This is a genomic window from Methylococcus mesophilus (genome assembly GCF_026247885.1).
Classification (GTDB): domain Bacteria; phylum Pseudomonadota; class Gammaproteobacteria; order Methylococcales; family Methylococcaceae; genus Methylococcus; species Methylococcus mesophilus.
In genome coordinates this window covers 2809819-2830932 of the sequence record NZ_CP110921.1, presented here as the reverse complement: position 1 = coordinate 2830932, position 21114 = coordinate 2809819, and the positions used below count along the sequence as shown (strand labels likewise).

General features: G+C 62.9%; 17 protein-coding genes and 1 pseudogene. 11 read left to right on the top strand and 7 right to left on the bottom strand.

Annotated elements, in window-relative coordinates:
• The first annotated feature begins 35 nt into the window (after nucleotides 1–35).
• The 3 genes from OOT43_RS13385 (at nucleotide 36) to pgl (ending at nucleotide 3040) form a co-directional block, all read left to right on the top strand.
• Nucleotides 36–560, top strand: coding sequence for a septal ring lytic transglycosylase RlpA family protein (locus tag OOT43_RS13385; protein WP_266021079.1), 525 nt, complete (start codon nucleotides 36–38; stop codon nucleotides 558–560).
• A 276-nt stretch (nucleotides 561–836) separates the two neighbouring features.
• Nucleotides 837–2321, top strand: coding sequence for a glucose-6-phosphate dehydrogenase (gene zwf, locus OOT43_RS13380; RefSeq protein ID WP_266021078.1), 1485 nt, complete (start codon nucleotides 837–839; stop codon nucleotides 2319–2321).
• 11 nt (nucleotides 2322–2332) lie between these two features.
• Nucleotides 2333–3040 (top strand): 6-phosphogluconolactonase, encoded by a 708-nt coding sequence (gene pgl / locus OOT43_RS13375; RefSeq protein WP_266021077.1) that lies wholly within the window; start codon nucleotides 2333–2335, stop codon nucleotides 3038–3040.
• A 3-nt stretch (nucleotides 3041–3043) separates the two neighbouring features.
• Here the strand turns inward: pgl and OOT43_RS13370 are convergent, their stop codons facing one another.
• The 4 genes from OOT43_RS13370 to OOT43_RS13355 all read right to left on the bottom strand — a co-directional run bounded on the left by OOT43_RS13370 (nucleotide 3044) and on the right by OOT43_RS13355 (nucleotide 6484).
• Nucleotides 3044–3646 carry an IMPACT family protein gene (locus OOT43_RS13370; RefSeq protein WP_266021076.1) on the bottom strand — a complete coding sequence of 201 codons (603 nt, stop codon included), beginning with the start codon at nucleotides 3644–3646 and terminating at the stop codon, nucleotides 3044–3046.
• Between the two features lie 23 nt (nucleotides 3647–3669).
• Nucleotides 3670–4623 (bottom strand): 2-hydroxyacid dehydrogenase, encoded by a 954-nt coding sequence (locus tag OOT43_RS13365; RefSeq protein ID WP_266021075.1) that lies wholly within the window; start codon nucleotides 4621–4623, stop codon nucleotides 3670–3672.
• 28 nt (nucleotides 4624–4651) lie between these two features.
• Nucleotides 4652–5530, bottom strand: coding sequence for a DMT family transporter (locus OOT43_RS13360; RefSeq protein ID WP_266021074.1), 879 nt, complete (start codon nucleotides 5528–5530; stop codon nucleotides 4652–4654).
• A gap of 243 nt (nucleotides 5531–5773) precedes the next feature.
• Entirely contained in the window at nucleotides 5774–6484 is a 711-nt protein-coding gene (locus OOT43_RS13355) for a urate hydroxylase PuuD (protein ID WP_266021073.1), read from the bottom strand.
• Nucleotides 6485–6699: 215 nt separating this feature from the next.
• Here OOT43_RS13355 and OOT43_RS13350 point away from each other — a divergent pair, with 215 nt between their 5' ends.
• Both OOT43_RS13350 and OOT43_RS13345 read left to right on the top strand, forming a co-directional pair.
• Entirely contained in the window at nucleotides 6700–7722 is a 1023-nt protein-coding gene (locus tag OOT43_RS13350; protein ID WP_266021072.1) for a lysozyme inhibitor LprI family protein, read from the top strand.
• A 237-nt stretch (nucleotides 7723–7959) separates the two neighbouring features.
• Nucleotides 7960–8766: a GlcG/HbpS family heme-binding protein gene (locus tag OOT43_RS13345; RefSeq protein WP_266021071.1), complete on the top strand. Its 807-nt coding sequence runs from the start codon at nucleotides 7960–7962 to the stop codon at nucleotides 8764–8766.
• A gap of 117 nt (nucleotides 8767–8883) precedes the next feature.
• Here OOT43_RS13345 and OOT43_RS13340 read toward each other — a convergent pair whose 3' ends face one another.
• Both OOT43_RS13340 and OOT43_RS13335 read right to left on the bottom strand, forming a co-directional pair.
• On the bottom strand, nucleotides 8884–9924 hold the full coding sequence (locus OOT43_RS13340; RefSeq protein ID WP_266021070.1) for an AraC family transcriptional regulator: 1041 nt from the start codon (nucleotides 9922–9924) through the stop codon (nucleotides 8884–8886).
• 653 nt (nucleotides 9925–10577) lie between these two features.
• Nucleotides 10578–11615 carry an AraC family transcriptional regulator gene (locus OOT43_RS13335; RefSeq protein ID WP_266021069.1) on the bottom strand — a complete coding sequence of 346 codons (1038 nt, stop codon included), beginning with the start codon at nucleotides 11613–11615 and terminating at the stop codon, nucleotides 10578–10580.
• Between the two features lie 177 nt (nucleotides 11616–11792).
• On the opposite strand from OOT43_RS13335, the pseudogene OOT43_RS20620 reads away from it, so the two are divergent.
• Nucleotides 11793–11942 (top strand): annotated as a pseudogene (locus OOT43_RS20620) (FG-GAP repeat protein); the annotation flags it as partial.
• A gap of 38 nt (nucleotides 11943–11980) precedes the next feature.
• Nucleotides 11981–12199 carry an InlB B-repeat-containing protein gene (locus OOT43_RS20615; RefSeq protein WP_394358058.1) on the top strand — a complete coding sequence of 73 codons (219 nt, stop codon included), beginning with the start codon at nucleotides 11981–11983 and terminating at the stop codon, nucleotides 12197–12199.
• 339 nt (nucleotides 12200–12538) lie between these two features.
• Here the strand turns inward: OOT43_RS20615 and OOT43_RS13330 are convergent, their stop codons facing one another.
• Entirely contained in the window at nucleotides 12539–13528 is a 990-nt protein-coding gene (locus OOT43_RS13330) for an AraC family transcriptional regulator (RefSeq protein ID WP_266021068.1), read from the bottom strand.
• 480 nt (nucleotides 13529–14008) lie between these two features.
• Between OOT43_RS13330 and OOT43_RS13325 the strand changes: the two genes are divergently transcribed.
• The 4 genes from OOT43_RS13325 (at nucleotide 14009) to OOT43_RS13315 (ending at nucleotide 20750) form a co-directional block, all read left to right on the top strand.
• The gene (locus tag OOT43_RS13325) at nucleotides 14009–16567 is read left to right on the top strand and encodes an InlB B-repeat-containing protein (protein WP_266021067.1); all 2559 of its coding nucleotides are present in this window, start codon (nucleotides 14009–14011) and stop codon (nucleotides 16565–16567) included.
• Between the two features lie 127 nt (nucleotides 16568–16694).
• The gene (locus tag OOT43_RS20610) at nucleotides 16695–16940 is read left to right on the top strand and encodes a TfoX/Sxy family DNA transformation protein (protein ID WP_394358013.1); all 246 of its coding nucleotides are present in this window, start codon (nucleotides 16695–16697) and stop codon (nucleotides 16938–16940) included.
• Between the two features lie 259 nt (nucleotides 16941–17199).
• The gene (locus tag OOT43_RS13320; RefSeq protein WP_266021066.1) at nucleotides 17200–19320 is read left to right on the top strand and encodes a DUF1800 domain-containing protein; all 2121 of its coding nucleotides are present in this window, start codon (nucleotides 17200–17202) and stop codon (nucleotides 19318–19320) included.
• A 14-nt stretch (nucleotides 19321–19334) separates the two neighbouring features.
• The gene (locus OOT43_RS13315) at nucleotides 19335–20750 is read left to right on the top strand and encodes a DUF1501 domain-containing protein (RefSeq protein ID WP_266021065.1); all 1416 of its coding nucleotides are present in this window, start codon (nucleotides 19335–19337) and stop codon (nucleotides 20748–20750) included.
• The last annotated feature ends 364 nt before the right edge of the window (nucleotides 20751–21114 follow it).

The following is a 21114-nucleotide window of genomic DNA, read 5'->3' as shown; positions in this document are numbered from 1 at the left end:
CACTCTTATCAATGCTCGGTTTCGAATCGATAGCAATGGCCGTCAAGGGAAATTACCGCGCTCTCCGACACCCGCTTGGGCGGGCATTGCTGCGCAGCGTCCGTTCTGGCCTCGCGGCGGTGATCCTGCTCTCGGGTTGTGCAAACCATATCGATCACGGCAAATCCGTGGCTCACCTCGAAGCGCCATCTCATTCCACTCCCCGCCATGGCGCCGCCTACAATCGGGCCTATCGTGTGAAGGGCCGGATCTATTACCCTTTGACCAGCGCCAGGGGATACCGGGAGCGGGGTACGGCGTCATGGTATGGAGAGGAGTCCGGCCATCGCACTGCGATGGGAACCCGCTTCAATCCCCAGGGCTTGAGCGCTGCGCACCGCACCCTCCCCTTGCCCACGCGAGTCAGGGTCACCAATCTCAGCAACCGGCGCTCGATTGTTCTCGTCGTGAACGATCGCGGACCTTTCGTCGGCGGGCGCTTGATCGACCTCTCGCATGGCGCGGCAAAGGCGCTGCGGCTGAGCGGTCTGGGGCGTGTCGAAGTCGAAGCCCTGGACTGAGCTCACCCGTTCCACCTTCGCTTGAGCCGCACTGCGATTTCGTGGTTCCATAATTCAACTCGGCCCCAGCGGCGCTTGCCGACTTTTGATTCTGGATGCCTACGCAGGCGGCGTCCGCTGGGAATCGATGGCAGTGGGCCGAGTCCTCCGCGGGTGGCGGGCTGAAGTTCGGCTTCCAGGAGGCAAGCCCAAAGCCGGCGGACGCCTGTCGATCCATGCGATTGCATGCCTTTCGGGCTCTGCCCCATCTTCTGAGGTTCAAGGGAAGGAGGTTCCATGACCCTGCCGCAACCGCCTCAGGCACTTCCGTGCCATTTCGTCATCTTCGGAGCCACGGGCGATCTGTCCGCATTCAAGCTGCTCCCCGCGCTTTACCATCTGGAGGCGGGCGGGCGTTTGCCGGTTGGAATGTCGATCATCGCCCTGGGCCGGAGGCCCTGGAGCGAGGCGGATTGGCTTCGGCATCTGGAGGACAGCATCCGGAGACGGACGGGCGACCAGTTCAACGCACGCGTCTACCGACGTTTCGCGGCGCGTTTCACCTATATTGCGGGAGATCTGCACGATCCGGCCCTCTACCAAACCTTGAGCGACAAACTCTGCGCCGATCAAAGCTGCGCCGACACCGTATTCTATCTTTCCATCAAGCCCTCGGACTTCGGCGCGGTCATTCAACAGCTCGATCGAACCGGTTTGAACCGGCCGCGCGGCCTGCACCGGATCGTGGTGGAAAAGCCGTTCGGAGAGGACGTCGACAGCGCCCGGCAGTTGAACCGGTTGCTGCACGGCTCCTTCGACGAGGAGCAGATCTACCGGATCGATCATTATCTGGGCAAGGAAACGGTCCAGAATCTCCTGGTGTTCCGATTCGCCAACACGCTCATCGAGCCGCTGTGGAACCGCAATTACATCGACCACGTGCAGATTTCCGTGGCGGAACAGGCCGGCGTTGCGACCCGCGCCGATTACTACGACAAAGCCGGTGCACTGCGGGATATGCTGCAGAACCATTTGCTCCAGTTGCTCACACTGGTGGCGATGGAGCCGCCGCCGGCGCTGGAGGCCGATGCCCTGCGCGACGAAAAGGTGAAGGTGCTGCGGTCGATCCGTCCCATCGCCGAACAATCGATTCACGCCCATGCCTTCCGGGCGCAGTACGGCGCCGGTTCGATCGACGGCGTCGCCGTACCCGGCTATCAGGAGGAGCCCGGTGTGGCGCCTCGCTCCATCGCGGAGACCTTCGTCACCGCCAAGTTCTATGTCGACAACTGGCGCTGGCGCGGGGTGCCGTTCTATCTGCGCACCGGCAAGCGCCTTGCGCAGCAGCTCTCGCTCATCGCGATCCGCTTCCGCCATCCGCCCCAGCAGTTGTTCAGGGAAACGCCGCTGGAATTCATCGAGCCCAATTGGGTCTTGCTTTCCCTGCAACCCTCGGAGAGCATGCATATCGAGCTGCACTCCAAGCAGCCCGGCCTCGGCATGGATACCCGGGTCATCCGCCTCGACGCCTCGTACCGCCGCGGCCGCGAGAAGACGCTTGAGGCCTATGAGACGCTGCTGCTCGATGTCATGGAAGGCGACCGTTCGCTGTTTCTCCGCTTCGATGAAGTGGAATGGGCCTGGCGGGTGGTCGATCCCATTCTCAGGCATTGGACGCGGCAGCGCGATTTCATCCACACCTATCCGGCGGGTTCGTGGGGGCCGCCGGAAGCGGACCGGCTGTTCGACAAAGTCGAACAAGCCTGGCGCAACCAGCTATGAGGGCAAGCCCGATGTATCCGAGACAACAGAAGCGCTGGCATGTCTACCCCACGGCGGAGGACTTCGAAATTCGGGTGGTGCGGGGGATTTTGCGAATGGCTTGGGAGGCCATAGCGGTCCGTGGCACATTTTGCATCGTGCTGGCGGGCGGCAAGACCCCGGAACCTATCTATCGGAGACTGGCGGCGGCGCGGGCGGAAGCCGAGTGGAGCAAATGGCAGGTCTACTGGGGCGATGAGTTCTGCCTGCCGGCGGACGATCCGGGGCGGAACTCCGCCGTCGCCCGAAGCGTCTGGCTCGACGACAGCCCGATTCCGGCCGCTCAGGTCCACCCCATTCCCGGGGAGCTGGGGCATCAACGCGGAGCCGAGCTGTATGCGGAAGTGGTCGCCGGCGTCGAAGAATTCGATCTCGTTCTGCTCGGCCTGGGTACGGACGGTCACACCGCCGCCCTGTTTCCGGGCCGCGATTGGGGTGCCGATCCGGACAGTCCCGACGTTCTAGCGGTGACGGATGCACCGGGCGCCAGCGCCGAGCGCGTCAGCCTCAGCGCCAGCCGATTGAGCCGGAGCCGCGAGGTGATATTTCTCGCGACCGGCTTCGGCAAATTCAGCGCGGTTCAGCGCTGGCGCTGCGGAGAACCCTTGCCGGCAGCGGCGATCACGCCGGCATGCGGTGTGGATATCTGCGTGACACTGGAAGCTTTCGACTTTGCCTGAGCCTTAGGGTTCGATCAGCGAAAACTGGCCGCGCGTGGCATCCCGCAGGTCCGCCCGGAATTGGTCGACGAGGCTTTCCAGAACGCTGATCGTGACCTTCAGGCCCTGTTCGGTGTACGTCTCCATCCGCTGGTCCACGCCGAGCGACTCCAGCAGCCGGTATAGCGCGCCCATGTGCTCGAACGGTACTTCGACCGTGATTTCGGCCCGCGGCAGTTCCTCCTGCCGCTCGGCGGTGCGCAATGCCTCCGCCGCCGTTCCTCCGTAGGCACGCACCAGCCCGCCCGCTCCGAGTTTGGTACCGCCGAAATAGCGGATCACCCCGACCACCACGTGATCGAACCCCTGTCCCTCGATGGCCCGGAGGATGGGCTGACCGGCGGTACCGCCCGGTTCGCCGGCGTCGCTGAAGCGGTACTGATCGTCGATCCGATAGGCCCAGCACAGGTGGGACGCGTCGGGATGCCTGGCGGCCACGGTCCGGAGAAAGGCGAGCCCCTGTTCCGGCGTATCGGCCCGTGCGCCATAGGCCAGGAACAGCGAGCCTTTCACCTCGGTCTGGTGCGCGGCCGTCGTTTTCAGGGTGACGAAGCCCCTTGCGTTCATATGTGCATTCTGAGGGTCGGTTATCAGTAGCCCCGCAGGGGATCGACCCGGTACGGCATCGGCTCGCCGCGGGCGGCGGCATTGAGCATGTTCGCAAGCTCGCCGAGCCGCGCCGGCTCCTTTTCTTCCGACCAGCCGGCCCGGTGCGGACTCATCACCACATTGTCCAGTTCATGGAAGGGGAAGGTGGAGGGCGGATGCGGCAAACCCTCCTTACGCTCGGCGGCAGAAGGGTAGCGGTACCAGACGTCGATCCCGGCCGCGTAGATACGCCGCGCCTGCAATGTCCGATAAAGCGCTTCCTCTTCCACGATCCCCCCTCGCGCCACGTTCACCAGAACGGCATTCGCCGGCAGCAGTTCCAGTTCGCGCTTCCCGATCATGCCTTCCGTTTCGTGGGTATGCGGCAGGCAGACGATGAATGCCGCAGCCTGCGGCAAAAGCACGGGCAGGTCGGCGATGGCGTATTCTTCAGCGGCCGGTCCGGGACTATGCCGCACACCGACGACCCGCATACCGAGGCCCCGGCAGGCCAAGGCGATACGCCGTCCGATGCGGCCGTAGCCCAGGATCAGAGCCAAGCCGCCATCCAGCATCACCGAGCCGGGCACTTCCGGGTGCTCGCCCGACCAATAGCCCCGGCGGAACCGCTGGTCGTAGGGGACGATCCGCTTGGCGGCGGCCAGGAGCAGGGCCACCGCCATTTCCGCGGTGGGCCCGATATTGTAGGGCAGGTTGTGCAGGGCGATGCGCGGAAATTCCCGCATGAGATCGAGCGTCGCCAGCGGCACGCCCACCCACGGTACGATCACGGCGCGCAGACGGGGATTGCCTGCCAGGTCCTCGACCGTCGGCTCCCCGGTTACCAGAATATCGAAACCGGCCTTCGACCGGCATTCGCCCATATTCAGGCGAATGCCGGGTTCCAGGCGGCTTTGCAGGTCCGCCCGGTGCTCCGGTCCGGTTTCAAGATTCAAATGGACTTCCAGCATCGATCGCCCGTTATTACGCCTCTTGCGCCACTCGCCGCTCGGCCCACTGGTGCAGCAACAGCGCCCCGAGGATCAGGGCGGTGCCGCCGACGATCCTGAGCGACAAGGGCTCGTCGTTCAGGACATGGCCCAGGTACAAGGCCAGCACCGGTGAGATCAGGCTGATCATCGCCACCCGCGTCGCCGACAAATGGCTCAGGACATAATAATAGAGCGCGAACCCGACCGTCGTGGCGATCGCGCCGAGATAAGCGATGGCGGCGATGCTGGTGGTGGGCAGCAACTCCGGCCATTGGCCATCGACCAGCACCCAGGTCAGCAGATAGGCCGGCAAGGCGATCATCAATCCGCCGGCGACCGTCGTCAGGGCCGGCAGCTTGGCATCCAGGCGCTTGATGCCGACCGCGCTGAGGCATTGCAGGAAGGCCGACAGCAGCACTCCTATGATGCCATAGACCCCGTGTGGCCCCAGTTCCAAGGCAGAACCGAATATGGACGCAAGTCCGGCCAGTCCCAGCAGGTAGCCGGACAGCTTGGCCAAGGTGAGGCTGCGCTCGCCCAGCAGGGCCGCCGCCATCAGCGCCGTGAGCAGGGGCGACAGCCCGAACACGACCGAGATCCAGCCCGAAGGAATGAACTGGGAGGCCCAGTACACGGCGAGCATCGCGCCGTAAACCTGGATCGACGCCAGGAGGTAGGTGCGGACCGCTTTCCGGTGCCAGGGCATGCGGCGGCGCAGCACGAGCATGACCAGCAGCACGCACAGGGTGCCGATGGCCATGCGGCCGGTGACGCCGAACAGATAGCCCGGCCCTTCCCCGCTCCATTTGATGGCCAGCGGGGTTGTGGCCCAGAGCAGGATGACGCTCAGGTAAGCGACGGTAACGCTCATTTCACACCTCCCGGTCGGAAAAAACAAAAAGGCCGCAGATTCGTGGGAACCTGCGGCCTCTTTTGCGAAAACGCCTGTAATCAGACGACTCTCTATGGAACCCCGCAGGCAAGCGCCAGCCATCGCATCGGCTTGCGCCAAAGATGCGTAAAGCTCACGAAGTCGAAGGGTTTCAGCGAAAGTTTCATGGGTCCGATTCTCGCCGTTGCTTACCGGTCAAGTCAAGCGCCCTGGCCAATGGGCTCAGGTCAGAACTTCCAGGATGACGAACAGAACCACCGTGAGGCCGAATCCACAGCCGATCACGCCGGGCACACTGGCCATCGGGCCGAGAATGCCGGCGGGCGGTAGCTTGAACTTGTTGCATTGCGGGCAGCGGACCAGTGCCTTGTAGACGGCGTTGTATTCCAGCACCATGACCGCGAGGAAAATCGCCAGGAACGCGACCACGCCGAAGCCGCCGTGCGGATAATGGCCGGAGGCCCCCATGAAAAACAGCATCGGCACCGAGAACATCGCGTTGCTGCGCGAGGCCACGCCCGCCGCCGCCAGCGCGTCGGCCGCGTCCGGCAGCGGCTCGCCGCCCGCCGCCACGCCTTCGGCGGAGGCGATGACGATCTTCTGGTTGGGCCAGATCACCAGCCACACGTTCAGGAACATCAGCGTGCCGAGCAGGGCGCCGACGTAGATGTCGATCGACATGCCGCCGCCCCGGACCCCCATGATGGCAACGCCGGTCAGGAAGGTCGCCATCGCCCCCCAGCGGAACCACCACAGCGCCCTGGGCGCCAGCTTGCGCAGCACGTCCGGTTTAGCGCCGGCGTCCGCTTCCTTCATGTATTCGGTCTGGACGAAATTGAAATAATAGAGCAGCCCGATCCAGGTGATGCCGCCCAGAAAATGCCCCCAACGCAACAGCATTTCGATGCCGGCTTTGGTCGTGATGATTTCCATGTTTTCCTCCTCAAAGGTTGTTATTGGCGTTGTAGTATGTTGCGGTAGACGGTGGCCGCCGGGGTATCCGAAGGAGCGGCCTACAGGATTTGTCAAGACCTGTATCCCCGTCACGCTCAAGGTACTGCAGGCACCGCAAGCTGTGAAGCGTTTCTTGGAAGGCATGCCGGCCGGCGCGCATCCGTTCCTGGTCGAACCCCCACGAGGAAAGAATCGTGAAAACCCTGTTCTTTTGTGCGGCAGCCGTGGCAACGACCGCTGCGGCTCATGCCGATCCGCATCCCAGCTTCGACTGCGCCAAAGCCAAAGGATCGATCGAACGAGCCATCTGTTCCGACGAGAATCTCGCAGCCCGCGACCGGGGCCTCGCCGAACAGTTCGCGCGGCTTGAAAAAGACCTGTCGCCAGAAAGTTTTGCGACGGTGCGAAACGCACAGCGGGACTGGGTGAGCTGGGTTCGGGGCTGGTGTGGCGCGAAGAAGTCTGCGGAGGACGCCTCCCTTCCGTCGGGTGTTGCCGACTGCCTGAACACCGAGTACGAGGAGCGGGAAGGCGTGCTCGCACTTCCCAGCCAAACCAGCGGGACTCTGAAACTGGAAGGACGGCTGATCTTCAGAAACAGGAAAGTGGCATCAACCGCGGAAGTCGAGGATGACAGCTATCCCTGGCTTACCGGAACGCCGGCCGACAAGGCGCAGGCCTTCAATCGGCACATCGACAAGACTCTGGCCCTCGCATCCCGCCTGTCCCGTTTCACTCCCGGTGACCTTCAGGCGATGGGCGAAGGAGTCGAGCACTTCGCGCGCACTTTCGAAGTTCACCATTTCGACGGCCATTTGATCAGTCTCGAGGTCATTCACACCAACGCGGGCCCGACCGGACACACCTGGATGTCCGAATACACCCTCAACTGGGACCTCGATCGCGGCAGGCCGCTCAAGCTTGACGACGTATTCCGCGTCGACCGGAAATTCTGGGAAGCCGTCTTCGCGCAGGCCAGGAAATACCTCAAGGAAAATTCCGACACAGCGGACGTCGATGGCTGGCTCGATTCCGTATCCGCCGATGTGAAGGACGACGCGAACTGGCTGTTCGATGACCGGGGGGTCGTCGTACTGTTGGGGCACGGACCGCGCTCTTCCGCCGGCACCGCGGAAGAGGTGCAGATCGGCTACGCTGGACTCAAGGCTTTTTTGAAAACCGACCGCCCGTTGTGGTTTCGACGTAGAGGCGACTGACGGCCCGTCTGGGAATTTCCCGCACGCCAGAACCGGCTTTGTCTGGAGGCGGCACGGAACACTGTCTTTGGTGAGTGCGGAATCTGCTCCGTCGGATTGCGCTATTGTCCAAGAAAATCCGGCGTTTTATTCTTAAACTTCGACAGCCGGATGTCGAAGCCGGCGCCGGTGGAGGAGCACATCCCTTGACCGGCAATCAGTCCAACCATCAAATACCAAGGTAACCACGGAGATTCCATGTTCAACGCCAAACAAATCTGCGGGGCCGTGACCGGCCTGCTTCTTTCCTCGAGTGCCGCCTGGGCAGCGACTTGCGCCGACCTGGAAAAGCAGGGGCTGACCTACGACAACATGAAGTCCACGATCAGCAGCGTCGTATCGCTGGACAACGGCGGCTTGGGTTTCCCGATGTGGCTGACCCTGGTGGACGGCAGCGGCACCATCTGCAACGTGACCAATTCCCTGAGCGCATCGCAGGACGTGACGGCGGACATCTGGCTGGGCAGCCGTAACATTTCCGCCCAGAAGGCCAATGCGGCCAATGCTTTCAGCACCGGTGACCTCGCCCTGTCGACCGCCAACCTCTACACCGCGACTCAGCCCAGCGGCAGCCTCTACGGCTTGCAGGCCAGCAATCCCATCGACCCGACCTTGTCTTACCTCGGCAGCGCAATCAAGTTCGGCGCCAAGAACGATCCGCTGAAGGGCAAGCGCATCGGCGGCATCAATGTATTCGGCGGCGGGCTCGCGCTCTATAACTCCGCCAAGCAGAAGGTCGGCGCGATCGGCGTTTCAGGGGACACCTCCTGTACCGACCATGTCGTGGCCTGGAAGGTGCGCGAATTGCTGGCGGGCGGCGCCTTCGCCGTCAAGAACGTCCCGGCCGGCGTTTCCCCCGGCAACAACGATGCGATGATTCAGGACATCGTCAAGGACAACGGCATCGGCAACCAGGCCAGCACAAGCGGATTCGGGCACCCGACCTGCCTCAACAACCCCGGGCCGGGTGTAAATGCCGGTTCGATTTACGGTCCGGCTCAATAAGGCAACGGCCAAAGCCGGTTTTGCCATGCAAAAAACGCCGAGGTTCGTCGGCGTTTTTTGTTTCCGCTATTTTCCGGAAAGCGTTTGAGTTCAAAGCGGGGTGAAGCCTCGCAGCGGTCAGTCGTGCCCGGTTTCCATACTGCCGGGCAACACCAGCCGGTCGAGCGCACGGAAAGAGTCGGCGGCCATCTGCTCCCCAGCCTTGAAGGTCCCCGGTGTTTCGCCGAACCGGCGCCGGAACAGCCGGTTGAAATAAGACAAATCATTGAAACCCGAGGCGAAAGCGATCTCGCCGATGCGAAGGTGCCGATACTTCGGGTCGCACAGCAGCCCGCGCGCCCGCTCCAGCCGCAGGCGGTTTACCATTTCAGTAAAACTCTCGCCGGTTTCTCCAATTAAATCATGCAGATACCGCTCTGAAATATTCAAGGCCCGGGCCGCCGCGGCCACCGACAGCTGCGGCCGGTGATGATGGTCCTGAAGGTATTTTTTCAACGTCGCCAAACGCGCCGCTCGCAAGCCGCAAAGCCCGGCCTCGTGCTCGGCCTCTCGGGTCGGCCCCAGCACCAAGGCGAGCAGGTCCAGGACGTGGTTGCCGGCAAGCTGGGACAGCCGGGAATCCTCGGCAACCGGCGGGGTATTGCCCAGCAGCATCAGATACTGCGACAGCAATCGCAGCGGTGCCTGATCCGCCTGGAGTGCGCCGATAGACCGCTCCGCATTGGGCGCCTTTTGCAGCATCTCCCCGCGGGGAACGACCAGATTCAGGCTCTCGCAGTACCGGCCGGCCTGCGGAACGAGCGAGGCTTCGAAGGGCTTGCCGTACGAATAGCCGGTTGCGCTGAAACCGTCCAGCACCGTTTTCTCCTTGTGGCGCGAGGTCTCGCTGCGTCCGCTCAGATTGATGTGGAAGCAGAAGCCGTCGAAACCGTCCCGTTCGATCCAGCGGCGGGAGCGGGTAAAAGTCGCAGCGCTGAACGATGCCTTGTAGGCGTCGATACACCCCAATGGAAGCCATTCGACCCGCCCGAAAAAAGGGCGCCGATCGACATGGACGACATCGACTGCCCCCGGCCCGCCGGAGGCCATCTCCCGCCAGAGATCGAAGCGATCGCGCTCCGGCAGTTCATTGCTGCAAAAAACGAGTAGGCTGCCCACATTGACTCCTGTTCGACTGATGTCGCAACGCCGATGTCCGACTCCCGAGCAAATTGGAACCGCACGGTTGTGAAATTGTGCTGCCCGGATTGCGTGATTGTCTATCAAAAAGAGTGCCAGCCCAGAGGCGATCGCCGTGGCCATGTCTGCTCTCGCCTCTGGGAGGCCATAAAGCATCCTGATTAGCAAGAATCTTCAGCCAACCTCGAAAAACTCCGTCATTCCGGCCGGGAAGCCGGAATCCAGCGACAAGGATGTTAGGCCGGTAGTCTCGCGAACTTCGACGAAGCGCGCCTTGGGTGGCGACCTACCGTCCCTGGCCTGGAATCCGAGCTCCCTGCCGGAATGACGGCTGAGGATTCTTGCTAATCAGGTAAAGCGTATTGCCCGCGCCGAAGGCGCCCGGGAACTTGGACCGATCGTGGGAGTGGGTCCTCCGGCGTCGCTCGAGACGGGCTTCGGCCCACGATTGGCATTCGTCGCGGGCTGAAGGGCGCTTTGACCTTGAGGTTCATGGACAGGGAGGGTGTCAAAATAAGACCCAATCTGCACGGAAAGCCCAGGAAAAACTGCAACCGTCGCACCTGGATCGACGAAACCCAGAGGCCGTGGGAGGCAAGGTCCATCCTGGGGCCTGGATGCCGGCGCTGCGCCTATGTGTTGGATGTTTCGTTGGCGGTTCGCCGGTGATCGTTGCGCTTGATGCCGGTTCTGAAGTTGCCCGGTGAGTCACCGAACCGGCGCCGAAACAAGCGATGGAAATAAGCTAAATCGCTGAAGCCAGAAGCAAAGGCGACGTCGCTCACGCGCCAATGTCGATACCTCGGCTCGCCGAGCATCTGTTGCGCGTGCTCCAGTCGCAGGCGGTTGACCGTTTCGGTAAAGCTCTCGCCGGTTTCGGCCATCAGATTCTGCACGTAGCGTTCGGAAATCCCGAGGGCGCCTGCGACCTTTCGCACGGAAAGCTCGTGGTCCTGGAAATCGCGTCCCAGAAGTGACTGGACGGCTGAAAGCCGAGCCGCCCGGAGGCCGCCTTGAGAAGCTTCCCACCGGGTGTCGCGGGTGGGGCCGACCATCAGCGTCACCAGATCCAGGATATGAGAACCCGCCAGTTGCGCCAATTCCCCTTTGGGTATCGGAGTACCGGCTTTGCCGAACATCCGCAAATATCCCATCAGCAAACGCAGAGGTTCCTCCGTCCCGCTGAAACATCCGAGAATGTTTTTCTCGCCGTGGGGCGCCCGCCGGCGCAACTCCATCCGCGGAATACGCAGGCTGACGGCGCCGTACGGGTGTCCGTCCGAACATGAAAGACAGGACAGAGTCACGGGTTTGCCGCAGTGGAATCCGGTAGCGCCCACACCGGCGAGGCTTCTGCTGTGGCGCAAGCTATCTGTGACCTCAAGACGGCCGGCGAGGTTCACCGCGAATACGAAGTCGTCATTACCGTCGGCGGCGATCAGCCGGGGCGTCCGGCGGTAGACGGCATCGCTGGATGTGCCCCGTACCACGTCGACTATGCCCAAGGGAAGGCAACTGGCTCTAGCGAAAAACGAGAGCGGATCTGCAGGCGTCATGTCTTGCCCAAACACCGCCGAGGCGACGAGTTCGCGCCACATTTCCATCCGCTTTGCGCGAGGAAAGTCGGTGGTACAAAAAGTCAAATCGGCGTTGACTTCCAGAGGTTCCATTCAGCGTTTGTTCCAAAAGGACTTGAGTTCCGATTCGTTGGCGCTTCGGTTCCTGCGCTGGCTGTCGAAACGTTTCAGAGCTGGAAGCCGGTACGGTGAGCCCCGGGAAGTTGTGCGCCGCCGATTCTATCTGATCGATCGGGTTGTGGCGACTTCGACGGGTTCAAAGCGGCTCATATGCGCGGAATCGGCGTCTGTGCGGATGGTACCGAGTCCTTCAAGGCGACCGCCTCGGATGCAGCGTCGAATAATAGTCTCGGCTATGCGGTCGCGATTTCCGGAGACACCGTGGTGGCGGGGGCGCCGACCTACAACCTCAGCGTCGTCAAGAGCGGCAAGGCAAGGTCGCCAGCACCCCCGCCGGCATCGACTGCGGCCCGACCTGCCAGGGCAGTTTCGCCCAGGGATCGGTCGTCACCCTGGCGGCCACGGCGGCGCCGAAATACCTCTTCCTCGACTGGTCGGGCCCCTGCAAGCTCGCGGTCCGGGTTCAGCGCGGTACCCTGCCGCCGCAGCTTCTCTGCGAAGTTACCCTGAACAAGTCGAAACAGGTCAAGGCGAAGTTCGTGAAGGTATTGCCCTGAGCCAGGAAACTTTCCTGCTGAGGTATCCAGATGATCCGCTGGAGGGTAAGGATATGGCCGAAAATAACTTCCCTGAATGACCGAACAACATTTTTCGTTCAAAGCACCGTCATGCCGGCAAGGATCGCCGGCATCCAGACTACATGGATGTTCCCAGGCCATTCCACCCCTGGAACCTGGAGTCCGGCAATCCATGCCGGAACGACGGCTGTTAATTTCGGGAAGTTATTCTTTGCCAAATCCTAAGCAGTGACTTTGGGTGTGCAGCCCCGCAGCGGAGAAATCCTACGCTGCGGTTGCCCTGCTCTTTGGTCTGAGGAGTCCAGGGGGAGGCCGGTCCTATTTTTCGTCAGCGGAATCCTTGCCGATCCGGAAGGCTCCGGGTGAGTCGCCGAACCGACGCCGGAACAACCGGTGGAAGTAAGCCAAGTCTCGAAAGCCGGCGTCAAAGGCAAGGTCGCTGATCCGCTGGCGCTGATTCCCGGCGTCGCCGAGCAGCCCTCGAACCAAGTCCAATCGATGCCAGTTGACCGTTTCGGTGAAGCTGGAGCCGGTTTCGGCCATCAAGCTCTGCACGTACCTCTCTGAAATACGCAGTGCGCTTGCGGCTTTTCCCACGGATATTTCGAAGTCCCGATAATTCAGAGCGATGTAGCGTTGCAGGGCGGCCAGCCGGCCCGCCCTCAGGCCGCCGTGGGCGGCCTCCCGCCGGGCATCGCGGGTCGGGTTGAGCATCAGCGTCACCATATCCAGGATATGGTCGCCCGCCAGCCGGGCCAGATCCGCGTTCTGCAGGAGGGTGCCGGTGCTCCTGAGCAGTTGCAGATATCCCAACAGCAAGCTGAAAGGCTCTCCCCGGCTGTCGAATCGGCCGAGGATGAGCCTTTCTCCTTGCGGTGCGCGCCGCAGCAGTTCCTGGCGCGGAATCCGGATGCTGGTCGCGTGGTGGTTGCGCTCGTCCGAATACGCCGTTGCTTGAGAAAACAAGGCGACCGGCTTCCCGCAGCGGAATCCCGTGGCGCTGAGTTCATCAAGGGTTCGGCTTTGGTGCGAGTCGTCGGTCACTTCCAGACGTCCGGCAATGTTGATCACCATAACCAGATCGTCATTGCCGTCGGCGGCGATCAGCCGCGGTGTCCGGCGGTACACGGCGGGACTGGACCAGCCATAGGCCAAGTCCACCTTGCCCAGGCGCAGGCAGTTCGCCTGGGCGAAAAATGGGGCCGACGTGACCGGCGACACTTCCTGGCCGAACACCTTGGCGGCGATCAGTTCCTGCCACATTTCCGTTCGGCTGACGGCGGGGAAGTCGTCCGTGCAAAAAGTCATCGCAAAATTGGATTTTGGACAGTCCATCTTCCGGATTTTCTGGTTTCTTCTGACTGGTGATTCGGCGGCATCCGCTGCGGATGCCCAAAAAGGCACTAGTTTGCATCCGATTTTATATGTTTATCACCAATGGGATCGGAGGCATAGATGGGTTACAGGGAGCCGACAGCCCGGCTCGCCGGCTCGAGTCTTCCTGTGCCTGGTCTTTAAATCCCTGTGCGGAATCGTCCCTGCAACTGTGCGGAATCGACGTAGAGCGCTGTCCATGGGCTTTGGTAGATTGGCAGGGAAGAACCACGCCGCCCTGACTTCACTCCGAGGCGGCAGCCGGATTGCAGCTTGGTTGCAGCCAAGTTCCAGGGAATTCGCAGGATAGCGCGGCGCACCCCGGCTAATCTGAAACAAACGGGAGATACCCGGGGACAGTCGATTGGATGGCGTTTCGATGATGCCTGACACATGACACATGGAGATGAGCCAATGAGATTCAACTTTACGAACGTGCCTGCGTGGCTGAGTCTGTCGAAATGGCGCGGCATCGTGCCGAACTTCGATGATTCCGGTTCGGCGCAGGCGCGCGTGGGCATTGCGCTGCTGGTGGTGCTGGTCGCTGGGGGCGCGGAGGCGCAGCCGGCCCGCAACGCGGTTCCTCCGGAATTACGGAATGCTATCGACCAGCGCCTGCGCAGCATCGAACCGGCGGGCGCAGGCCATTACACCGCGCTGAACCCCGATAACCGGATGGCGCTGAACTTCGACGGCGATGGCCTGGAAATCGCGCCCGGCGGCAAGCCGCGCGACTGGCGCTGGTCGATGAAACTCACCGGCTACGGCACGTCCGGGCATCTCCAGCCCATCGTGAAAGCCGAAGTCTCAGCCAGCGGGCAACGGCTGGAATACCGCCGCGGTGCGGTGACGGAATGGTACGAGAACCGGCCCGAAGGCCTGGAGCAAGGCTTCACCTTGGCGCGCCCGCCGGAGACCGCCGCCGCCGCGGTGGAACTGCGGCTGGGAACCGGCGGCGACCTCAAAGCCGGGATCGAGGCCGGCGGCAGGAGCGCCAGGTTCCGCGACAGGAGCGGCCAGGAAGTGCTGGCGTACAAGGACCTCAGCGTGATCGACGCCAACGGCAAGACCCTGCCGGCGCATCTGGCGGCGGTCGAAGATCAGCTCACCATCGAGGTGGACGTCCGCGGCGCGGCTTGGCCCGTCACGGTCGATCCCTTGATCGTGAGCATTCAGCAGAAGCTTTCGGCACAGAATACGGACGGCAGCGGCGACACCGAACAAAATGCACAGCTCGGCTACTCCGTAGCGCTCTCAGGCGATACGGCGCTGGTCGGGGCCAACGGTCGAGATTGCTCGGCGGGTGCCGGCTGTGGGGCGGCCTATGTCTATACCCGCACCGGTACCACATGGGAGGTCCAGCAGAAACTCACGGCACAGAATACCGACGGTAGCGACGATACCGAGGCGAAAGCCGATTTCGGCATTGCTGTTGCGTTGGACGGCGATACGGCATTGGTCGGAGCACAAGACCGGTCCTGTGCAGGGAGCTATTCCTGTGGAGCGGCTTACGTCTATAACCGCAGCGGTACCACATGGAGTATCGAGCAGAAAATTACGGCGCAGAACACGGACGGCACGTCCGATGTGACCGGCTTTGCCGAGTTCGGCCGGTCGGTCGCATTGATGGGCAATGCCGCCTTGATCGGTGCCGATGTTCGGCAATGTCCGGGAGGGGCGGCAGGCTGTGGAGCGGCGTACGTCTATACCCGCAGCGGAGGCGGTTGGGACATCCAGAAGAAACTGGTTGCTCTCCACACGGATGGTACCGACGACCAGGCAATGCATGCTTATTTCGGGAGCTCCGTTGCGTTATCCGGCGACACTGCGCTTGTGGGCGCCCCTGGCTTGGATTGCACATGGGGGGGCGCCTGCGGCGCCGCTTATCTCTATGCCCGTAGCGGAACCCAATGGCATATTCAGCAAAAAATATTCGCCGAGAAGAGCGACGGCAGCGATGACATCGCGGACGCTGCGCATTTCGGCAACTCCGCGGCGCTGTCCGGTGACACGGCATTGGTAGGAGCTTCCGGCCGTTCGTGTGCCGGAGGGGCGAGTTGCGGGGCGGCTTACGTCTACAGCCGATCGGGCACGGCTTGGACGATCCAACAGAAAATCACCGCGCAGAATCCGGAGGGGACCGATGATGCCGAGGCAAGTGCCAACTTTGGCAATTCGGTGGCGCTGTCCGGGGATACCGCACTGGTCGGCGCTTGGGGGCGCTCTTGTTCGGCTGGAGCTAGCTGCGGTGCTGCGTACGTATACCGGCGGACCGGGACGGCCTGGAACATTCAAGGAAAGATGTCCGCGCAAAACACCGATGGCAGTGAGGACACCCAAGCGGATGCTTATTTCGGTGAAGTTGCGCTGGCCGGCGACACCTTGCTGGTGGGCGCATTGGGGCAGTCCTGCGCGCAGGGGAGCCATTGCGGCGCGGCCTATGTTTACACGCTGCGGTATGCACTCACCGTTACCAATGCCGGTGGCGGAACGGTTGCCAGCAATCCGGCGGGCATCGACTGCGGCAGCGCCTGCGGTGCGGACTTCAAGGCCGGTAGCAGCGTCACCCTGACGGCGGTGCCGGCTGCGGGCTACGCCTTTTCCGGCTGGAGCGGCTGCGACAGCAGCGTCGGCGCCACCTGCCAAGTCACCATGAACCAGGCCAAGGCCGTCACCGCCAGTTTCGTATCGGTGACGCCAACCTACAATCTCAGCGTCGTCAAGAACGGCAAAGGCAAGGTCACCAGCGCCCCCGCCGGCGTCGACTGCGGCCCCACCTGCCAGGGCAGTTTCGCCCAGGGATCGGTCGTCACCCTGACGGCCACGGCGGCGCCGAAATATCTCTTCCTCGGCTGGTCGGGTCCCTGCAAGCTCAAAGTGCAGGGCGGCACCCTGCCGCCACAACTCCTCTGTGAAGTCACCCTGAACAAGTCGAAACAGGTCAAGGCGAAGTTCGTGAAGGTACTGCCCTGAGCCAAGGGGTATTCCTGCTGAGGTATTCAGATAAACCTATGGAAGGCCAGCAGATGGAACGGCATTCGTGCCTTCTGAGGAAGGCTGAGAAACAAGCGTCAACACAGAATCTGGGCCGGATTCGCCGTTGAACATCTGCGACCTTCCAACTTTTGGGCCGAAATCAGGCGAGATGCCTGCGCGAGCCGGTATCCATACGCTTGAGCAGCTTCAGGCACTCGGTGTCGTCCGGGCATTCGTTCAGGTCAAGGGGTGCGGTGCCTGTGCCAGCCTCAACCTGCTGTGGGCGATCGAGGGGGGGGATTTCGGGAAAATCCTGGCGCGAGGTTGCCAGGGACGACCGCCTCCGGCTCTTGATGGAGCTCGAGCGTGAAGAGATGCGAGGGGTGGCCACGTCCGCAGGAGACGGTAGTGAGTCGCCGGACTGCGAGTGAGGCTCCGTTTTTCATTGACCGGTAAAGACCCGGGTTTAAGCGATGTCCGGCAATCGTGCTCCGCGCACACCGCATATATGCGGAATCATCCTTATATCTCTGCGGTATCGTCCAAGATTTCGAGTACATGTCGTGGCACTGTAAACGCCGACAGGTTCGTCGGGGCTGGCCATATCACTTGATCAGGAGGTTTGGAAAATGCGACTCGTCATTCCATTTCTGTTTCGCTTGGCCTGGGGCGTGGCCCTATGTGTCCAGGCGGGAGCATGGGCCGCCGACATTACGGTGAGTCCCGCGACGGATTCGGTGCCGATCAATGGCAGCCGGACGTTCACCGCCACCGTCAGCGGCTTGGCCAGCACCGCGGTGATCTGGTCGGTAAGCGGGGCGCCGGGCAGCACCGACAGTCCGGGCACGATCGATAGCAGCACCGGCGCGTACACCGCGCCGGCGGCGATCCCGGCGGTGAACACCGTGGTGGTTACGGCGACCGCCCAGGCCGATCCCGCGGTGTCCGGCAGCGCCCTGGTCACAGTGCGACTGCCGCGCCCGCTGATCTCCAGCGTCGCGCCCAATCCCGTACCGCTGGGCAATTACAGCCTCACGGTCAAGGCCACCCGCCTGTACACGCCGCTGCAGGCGCTGGTCAACAACAAGCCGGCCGCTGCCGTCATCAATCCCAACGGTACGGTGACCGTCACCGGCACGGCGGGCAGCGCGGACCAGGGCACCGCCAGCCTGGTGCTGGTCAATCCCGGCAACCTGACCTCTGCCGCCTACAAGTTCTGCTTCGGCGTCTGCAGCACGGTATCCAATCCGAGCTGTCCGTCCGCGCCGTATGTCGCGGGCGCCGCCGCCGACGCCTTGGACGTCCGGGCGGCCCGGTTCCTGGAGCAGGCCAGTTTCGGCCCGACCCCGGCCACGCTGACCGAGGTGAAGCAGTCCGGTATCGACGCCTGGCTGGACAAGCAGTTCGATCCCGCGCAGACACCCGAATCGCTGATCCCGAACGGCCTCAACACCTCGCAGGTGGCAGCGCTGTGGTTCGGCAACATGGCGGCGGCGCCGGACCAGTTGCGGCAGCGGGTGGCGTTCGCGCTGTCGCAGATCTTCGTGGTGTCTTCCAACAAGAACACCAACGGCGACGACCTGATCCCCTGGGTCAACCTGCTGGTGCATAACGCCTTCGGCAATTACGAGAGCCTGATGCGGCAGGTCACGGTATCGCCAACCATGGGCAAGTTCCTGGACCTGGCCAACAGCGTGAAGCCCTCGCCGGGCAATCCCAGCGGCGCCAACGAGAACTATGCGCGCGAGCTGCTGCAGCTGTTCAGCGTCGGGCTGGTTCAGCTCAATCAGGACGGCAGCGCCAAGACCGATGCCTACGGCAAGCCGCTGAGCAGCTACGATCAGACCACCATCCAGCAACTGGCTTTGGCCCTCACCGGCTGGACCTATCCGACCCAGCCCGGCGCTACTCCGCGGACCAAGAACCCCGAGTACTTCGTGGGCGGCATGGAGACGCGGGACGGCAGCCATGCCACGGGCGCCAAGACGCTGTTCGCGAATACGCCCGGCGCCTTCAGCCTGCCTGCCGGCCAGTCCACCGCCGCCGAGCTGGATCTGGCGATCGACGGCATTTTCCACCATCCCAACGTCGCGCCGTTCGTGGCGATCCGCCTGATCCGCAGCCTGGTGACCAGCAATCCCAGCCCGGCCTACGTTCAGCGGGTAGCGGACGTCTTCGCTACCACCGACGGTGATCTGAAGGCCGTGGTGCGGGGAATCCTGACCGATGCCGAAGCCCGCCACGATGTGCCGTCGGCCAACCAGGGCCATTTGAAGGACCCCGTGCTGCACATGCTGGGCTTCACCCGCGCGGTGGGCGCGAACCTGCTCGATCCTGCACTGTTCCAATGGGAGTTGCGGCTGGCCGGGGAAGCGGTGTTGGCACCGCCCAGCGTATTCAGCTATTACTCTCCGCTGGGCCGGCTGCCGGATGGCTCCGGGCTGTACGGGCCGGAGTATCAGATCTATTCCCCGAGCCAGGCGATCCTGCGGGCCGATCTGTTCTGGGAGCTTATCTCGGGGTCGGCCAAGACGGCTTACGCGTTCGACCTGACGCCCTACGTCACCGCGGCGTCCGATCCCAACAAGCTGGCCGATCTCATCAACACCACCCTGTTCCACGGCCGGATGTCGCCGGAGCTGCGCCAGACCCTGTACGACACCGCGCTGCCCTATTGCGACATGACCCAGCGCGCCAGGACCTTGCTCTATCTGGCGGCGCTGTCCAGCGAATATGCCGTTCACCGTTAACCTGGAGCCGGACGATGACGATTCACGACCACTGCGTATCCCGCCGCAATTTCCTCAAATTCACCGGCAGCCTGGCCGCCCTCAATCTGCTCGCCAACGGCCGTCCGGCCTCGGCCGCGGGCTGGGCGCCGAGCGATTACAAGGCGCTGGTGTGCATTTACCTGGCTGGCGGCAACGACGGCCACAACACCGTGATTCCCTCGCTGGACAGTCCCGCCTACGGCGATTTCCAGACCCCGGGGACTTACCGGTACGCGCGAGGCTCCACGCTGGCTTTACACGCGGGCGGCCAATATAACGGCGTCAGTTCGAAGCTCGGTCTCAACACTCCGCTGGAGGCGCCTTATGCCCTGCACGGCGCTTTGCAGAAGCTGTGCGACCGCTACGACCAGGGCCGGCTGGCCGTGGTGCTGAACATGGGGAGCCTCGTGGAGCCGTTGCCGGCGGGGCTGGCGGACTTCAACGATCCGCTCAAGAAAAAGCCGAGCAACCTGTATTCGCACTCGGACCAGATGATCGACGCCCAGGCCGGCTCGAAATCCGACGGCAACGGTTGGGGCGGCCGGCTGCTGGACCTGATCGATCCCAGTCTGCTCACCAGCCTCGATGCGGTGTCGGTCGCCGGCAACGCCTTCCTGCCGCGGGGAGGCAACGCGGCCTACAACGTCATCCCCGTCGGCGGCAACCTGGCCCTGTCCGGCGTCGGCTGGTGGCCGGACAACAACGCCAGCCCCGCTTTGGCCGGCATCAAGAACGGCTTGTTGAAGCAGGACGGCGGCAGCCCTCTGCGCCAGGTGGCCAACCGCATCTTCGGCGACGGTATCCAACTCGCCGCAAACATTCAGACTCTCAGTTCGGTGGCACTGACGGCGAATTGGCCGCAGACCGGGTCAGGCGGGCTGAGCGGCCAGCTGCAGACGGTCGCCCGAATCATCAAAAAGCGGCTCGACCCCGTCGGCGGCGGCACCGGTACCGGCCGCCAGGTGTTCTTCTGCATGTTGGGCGGCTTCGATACCCACAGCGGACAGAGCTACCAGCAGTATGACCTGCTCGGCGAGCTGGCGGACGCCATGGACGCGTTTTACCAGGAGATGGCTAACATCGGCGCCGCCGACAAGGTCGCCACGTTTACCCAGTCGGAATTCGGCCGCACCCTGCAACCTTCCGGCGACGGCAGCGACCACGGTTGGGGGAGCCATCACTTCGTGCTGGGGGATGCGGTGCAGGGCGGGGTGTACGGCACGATGCCGGCCTACGTTCTCGGCGGCAACGACGACGCCAACGGCCGCGGGGCCTGGATACCGGCGATTTCCACCGACCAGTTCGCCGCCACCCTGGGCCGCTGGTTCGTGCCCGATCCGACCGTGGACTGGAGCCTCCTGTTCCCGGCGACGCAGGGCGTGGCGGTGGATTTGGGATTCATGGCATGAAGCCATGCCTGCATGATGCGGCCGGACTGAAGGGCTGAGAAAAGGCAGCCGCACCGAGGAGCGCTTTTCCAGGGAAGTGTTCAAAGCCGGCGAGATCGTCAGCCATCGCCCGTTCGCCATCCGCGTCTGGGCCTCATCCCGCGACAGCAACGGGCCTCGGTTCTCCATTCAGGGCATCGATCCGCATTTTCGTATCCCGCATCCACGAGCAGGGAATGATAATAAGTTGCATTCCCGCGAAGAAAGGGCTTAAATCCCAATCGTGGCCAGGGGTGGTTCCCTGGCCATATGAAATCCCAAGTTTCATGTCATAGAAACCAGCAGATGGCGGCCGGCCGCTACCCTTCAGGCGGTTGGTCGCCCT

Excerpts from the sequence above, each read along its gene's own strand:
- OOT43_RS13345 (WP_266021071.1), top strand. The coding sequence starts at position 7,960 with ATGTTCAACGCCAAACAAATCTGCGGGGCCGTGACCGGCCTGCTTCTT.
- OOT43_RS13385 (WP_266021079.1), top strand. The coding sequence starts at position 36 with ATGGCCGTCAAGGGAAATTACCGCGCTCTCCGACACCCGCTTGGGCGG.
- OOT43_RS13320 (WP_266021066.1), top strand. The coding sequence starts at position 17,200 with ATGCGACTCGTCATTCCATTTCTGTTTCGCTTGGCCTGGGGCGTGGCC.
- zwf (WP_266021078.1), top strand. The coding sequence starts at position 837 with ATGACCCTGCCGCAACCGCCTCAGGCACTTCCGTGCCATTTCGTCATC.
- OOT43_RS13355 (WP_266021073.1), bottom strand. The coding sequence starts at position 6,484 with ATGGAAATCATCACGACCAAAGCCGGCATCGAAATGCTGTTGCGTTGG.
- OOT43_RS13360 (WP_266021074.1), bottom strand. The coding sequence starts at position 5,530 with ATGAGCGTTACCGTCGCTTACCTGAGCGTCATCCTGCTCTGGGCCACA.
- pgl (WP_266021077.1), top strand. The coding sequence starts at position 2,333 with ATGTATCCGAGACAACAGAAGCGCTGGCATGTCTACCCCACGGCGGAG.
- OOT43_RS13325 (WP_266021067.1), top strand. The coding sequence starts at position 14,009 with ATGAGATTCAACTTTACGAACGTGCCTGCGTGGCTGAGTCTGTCGAAA.
- OOT43_RS13330 (WP_266021068.1), bottom strand. The coding sequence starts at position 13,528 with ATGACTTTTTGCACGGACGACTTCCCCGCCGTCAGCCGAACGGAAATG.
- OOT43_RS13370 (WP_266021076.1), bottom strand. The coding sequence starts at position 3,646 with ATGAACGCAAGGGGCTTCGTCACCCTGAAAACGACGGCCGCGCACCAG.
- OOT43_RS13315 (WP_266021065.1), top strand. The coding sequence starts at position 19,335 with ATGACGATTCACGACCACTGCGTATCCCGCCGCAATTTCCTCAAATTC.
- OOT43_RS13335 (WP_266021069.1), bottom strand. The coding sequence starts at position 11,615 with ATGGAACCTCTGGAAGTCAACGCCGATTTGACTTTTTGTACCACCGAC.